Below are 4599 nucleotides of genomic sequence, written 5' to 3' on the forward strand. Positions count from 1 at the left end.
GGTTATAGCTTTCATCTTCTTCATCAAATTCATATTTTGCATGGGCTTTTGGTGGAGGAGGGGATTTTTTACCAAACAATCCACCTACTATTCCTCCTATTACATTTCCTATGGCTGAACCACCAAATGCTACAAACACTGCAGCTATCCAACCTACTGGTCCTGTTGCAACAAGTGCTGCTATAACATTTGATAAAGCCAATGTTCCAACTGCTGAACCTATATTCGCACCTAATGCTTCATCTTTTGTATCCCAACCCATTATTTTATTTGCAAAAGTATTTCCTAAATAACCACCTAATGCTCCTGCAAATCCACCAGCAAGTCCATCCAATGAACCTATTTTTGTTCCATAAGTTCCAGTTTCCATAAATTTAATAGCATTTGATATCTCTATTGAAGCATAATATCCTGCAGTAAAAGTAACTGAATAATCTACCAATCCACCTACAAATGTTCCATCCATTCCTAGAATATCGCCTAGAGTATCATTTTTAGCAAAAAAAGATGAAATAGCAAAAGATACTACTGCTCCTTGAAGAGTATTTTTAAAATCTGTTCCTATATCATCAAATGCACTCGTACCATTTCCACCGTTTTTATCCCAAAATAAATATTCTCCTACATTTTGCCCTACAACTGTTGTTGAAGTTGAAATGGCTATTTTTTCTATATTTGAATAATCATTATTTGCTATGATTATACTTCCTATACTTCCACCTATACTACTTCCTAGCTTTGTTGAAAGAGCATTTCCTTCATTTTCTTCTAACCATTTTTTATGTTCTATTTCTACTTTTATTCTTATCTCTTCTTCATTTTTGTTATAAGTATCTGAAGAACCCTCTGGGACATTAGAAACTCCTAATTTTTTTGCTAAAGCATTATCCTCTTGAGCTTCCAAATAAGCTTTTTCTTTTATATGTTCAGGAGTATTTTCTTTAAATTTTCCATTATCATCTATCCATTGAGCTAATTCATTTTCTCCCTTAGCCAACAATACTTCTTTCATAGCTAACATACTTTTAGGTGCATTTTGTAATGAAATTATCATATCTTTTGCACTCACATTATCTCCCTCAGCAATCATTCCAAGAACATCTTTTATTTGAGCATCATAATCTGCTGGTGTCATAGGAACTTTAGGAGTAGTTGGCTCTCCATTAGCTGTTATTGTTACTTCAGGAAGAATATAAGTATTACCAGATATTTTTACTACTTTTGAACCATCAGAACCAAAAGAAGTTTCTATTCTTGGTAACATATTTATAAAATTATTTTTCTCTATATCACTGAAATCACTAGAATTTATTTGTTCTTTTATTTCATCTATCATACTTGAAAGACTATCTGTAAGAGAATTTATATCACCTTTTATTGTATCAAAGTCATAATCTCTTGAATCAACATACTCTATTGTAGCAAGAGTTAAACTTATTCCTATTGAAGTTATGAACCCTATAGGAGTTCCAGTCAATCCTAATTTAACTAAATCAGCAACACCAACAGCTGCTCCCCCCAAACTTGTAAGTGCATGTACATAATCATTTCTTGTAGCTGTACCATCTTTTATTTTATCAACTAATACACCAAAACTTGTAAGAGCTGCTGGATTTGAAGATAAAAATCCAATATAAGGAGCTAGTTTTTCAGGAGCTAATATTGATAAATCACTGATTATGCCCATTATTTGATCAGCTCTTTCTATATTTGTTTGATTATTACCATTTCCATTATTTTCAACTTTTTCATTTTCAGAATTAGCTATATTCTTAATGTTTTCTGTATCTGTTTGATTACTATTTGGCATATTTTTTCCTTTAGCCTATAATCTGATATTTTATTATATATATTATTATACCAATAGATATTAATGTAATACCTATTCTATTACAAATTTTTATTATATATCCATCTAATGCCCATAAATCTAGTTTATCATTTAAACTTATTCTTTCTTTTAATTCTTGTTTTTTTCTTAGTTCTTGAAAATACTCTATTATATATGCTCCTGCTATACTGCGGTTATAAACATACGACTTAGAAATATATCCAACTACTATAATGGCTATTCCAGATAATATTAAGAAAAAAATTAATGTTTTGTAATCTTCTTCTTTTATAAATATAAATATTAATCTAAACCAAAAATATAGCATCCATAACCAAAAAGCTATTAGTAAATAAACTAATATATCTCCTATATATTCTTTAAAAGGTTTCATTTATTTTTTCCTTACCATAATCTGAACTAAGAGCATTATTTATTTTAATTTTATCACTAGATGAAAGAAGAGATGCATCATTAGATTTTAAAGCTGTTTCAAGAGAAGGAGTCCAAAAACTAGTCCCATGTTGATGCATTATAATATCTTTTAATAATTTTACCCCTTCTGAATTCTTTGATAAATCCATTTGATGTCCGCCGAAAGACCAACCAGACTCACCCCTTTTAGCATGGGATAACATATAACCATTTGATATGTCACCTAATTCATTAGTAATAAGTCTTTTAGCAACGCTATATTGAAATTCATCAGTTATTAATTCTAATCCTTTAAAATTTTCCCAAGTAATTTTTATATCAGCCATTATTTATCCTTAAAATTTATAAAAATATCTTTTTTTAAATCGTAAACCAACTTTTCATTTGAAATCTTTTTATTTGAGCAATCTTGTTCAATAAAATCTATTTTTAAAAAATTTTTTGTTTCATCATATTCAAAATTCTTTATATCACCTGCTTTTGTTATTCCTAAAACTTCTGCTCTATTGCAAAATCCACTTTCCATATCATATTGAGTTTCAATAATAACTTTATTTTCAATATTTTCACCATCTTTTATGGTAATGCTTTCTATACTTTCATATCCTAATCCACGATGTCCATCTAATATTTTAACAACTATTTTTGTTGGTGTATAGTTTTCTATAATAAACCAATTATCTATTATTCCACCCACTACTCTCTTTATTCTTCCCGTTCTATTATTTACATAATATATTCCATTATTCAATCTAACATCATAAAATCTTATTAAAAAGCCATCTTCAACCAAAATATAATTATTCTTTTCAAAAATATCAATTATATTTAATAATTTACTTGTAAATAAATTGCTTTTTACTTCATATAAATATATGAAGTCTTTAATATCAATATATTTAATTTTTTCTGATTTATACTCGTCTAATTTTACATTAAGAAATTTATAAATACTATTTAGAATATATAATCTATTTTTATATATATTTTTAATACAATCTTCATTAGTACAAGTTTTTCTATCTTTTAAAAACTCTCTTTGTTCTTCTATAAGTGTTTTTTTTTCTGGTATTATTTGTATAAGTTTTTTATATATTTCATTTAATTCTATATCTAATTTTGATAAATCATTACTTTTACATATTAAAAATTCAATGCTATCTTTTTTTACATTTCCACAATCAAAACTTGGCTTATAAAACTCTATACTTTGTGCATATATTAAGTTAACAAAAAATATTAAAATTATAGATATTTGTTTCATAAATCTCACTCCTTATAAAATATACTTAACTATATATATTATTACACCAATAGATATTAATGTAATACCTATTCTATTCCCAATTTTTATACTATATTTATCTTCATATAAATATAATGCTAACTTTTCTATAATTCTTAATTTTTCATTTAAAGTTCTTCTTTTTACAAGTGACTCCACAGATTCTCCTACAGATTCTCCTACAGATTCACTACTTTTTCTAAAGGCATTTATTTTTGCATAAAACCAATATCCAAATATTATTATAATAATTCCTAATGATATTAGAACAATAATTAGTGTTTTATAATCTTTATCTAATATATTTCCTATTATTAAACTAATAAAAATAACATAAATTATAAATATCCATAAAACTATATTTGTAAATAATAATAAATTATTAAAATAATCTGAAAATTTCACTTTATAACTCACAAATGTCACAATTTATAAAATGTATTGTTTTTAAATTTTTTGATTTATTTAATTGTAAAGATAAAACTAAACTAGTTGTATATCTATATATATAACTGTAAAGTATAGTATCTAAAGATTTTAATTCCCTAAAAGCTTTCACTTGTTTCCTTGTATAATTTTAATATTCTAAACCCTATTAAAAAATGATATTAAAAACTTAATTATTTAATACCAATTGTCATTTTGTATATTATATTTTTATTCCTTAAAGTATCTTTATTTTATGATACGTTTTTAAATATTTTATTATTACTATAACTTATATTATTTACAGGGTTATTCTCTTTTATTAGTTTATCTACATAATCTTTTTGAGATACAAAGTTATACTCTTCTAGGAACTCTTTTAAAGCTTTTTCTTTTTGTGTTTCATCTTGGATATTTTGAATAGTTTGGAACAGAGTATTTATCTCTTGAAGTTTACTTGTATCACTTATAAGATTTCCATTCTTATCTACTAACACTACAGTTTCATTTTTATATTTACTATAATCACTTGCTAGTGAAATATTCTCATACAGTTCTTCTAAATCCCCTCTTCCTTTTCTAGCGTATATATCTTCTTCTTGGAACTTCTCATTTGTTCTAT

The 4599-nt window shown here is 25.8% G+C and carries 6 protein-coding genes; all 6 read right to left on the reverse strand.

The window, feature by feature from the left end; genetic code table 11:
• Positions 1-1810, reverse strand: a 1810-nt coding sequence (locus CRU91_RS11935; protein ID WP_222718475.1) for a hypothetical protein, incomplete at its 3' end; no start/stop codon positions are given.
• A gap of 10 nt (positions 1811-1820) precedes the next feature.
• Positions 1821-2225 (reverse strand): hypothetical protein, encoded by a 405-nt coding sequence (locus CRU91_RS11940; protein ID WP_113895439.1) that lies wholly within the window; start codon positions 2223-2225, stop codon positions 1821-1823.
• Positions 2212-2592, reverse strand: a complete 381-nt coding sequence (locus tag CRU91_RS11945) for a hypothetical protein (protein WP_113895440.1) — start codon at positions 2590-2592, stop codon at positions 2212-2214. The genes CRU91_RS11940 and CRU91_RS11945 overlap by 14 nt, the downstream gene beginning before the upstream one ends.
• Entirely contained in the window at positions 2592-3530 is a 939-nt protein-coding gene (locus CRU91_RS11950; RefSeq protein ID WP_113895441.1) for a lysozyme inhibitor LprI family protein, read from the reverse strand. The genes CRU91_RS11945 and CRU91_RS11950 overlap by 1 nt, the downstream gene beginning before the upstream one ends.
• Before the next feature lie 12 nt (positions 3531-3542).
• The gene (locus CRU91_RS11955) at positions 3543-3956 is read right to left on the reverse strand and encodes a hypothetical protein (RefSeq protein ID WP_146951622.1); all 414 of its coding nucleotides are present in this window, start codon (positions 3954-3956) and stop codon (positions 3543-3545) included.
• Positions 3957-4231: 275 nt separating this feature from the next.
• Positions 4232-4599 (reverse strand): hypothetical protein (locus CRU91_RS12320; protein ID WP_222718476.1); only part of this gene is annotated, 368 nt, incomplete at its 5' end.

Origin of the sequence: Aliarcobacter vitoriensis, assembly GCF_003316695.1 — a bacterium.
GTDB classification, from domain to species: Bacteria; Campylobacterota; Campylobacteria; order Campylobacterales; family Arcobacteraceae; genus Aliarcobacter; species Aliarcobacter vitoriensis.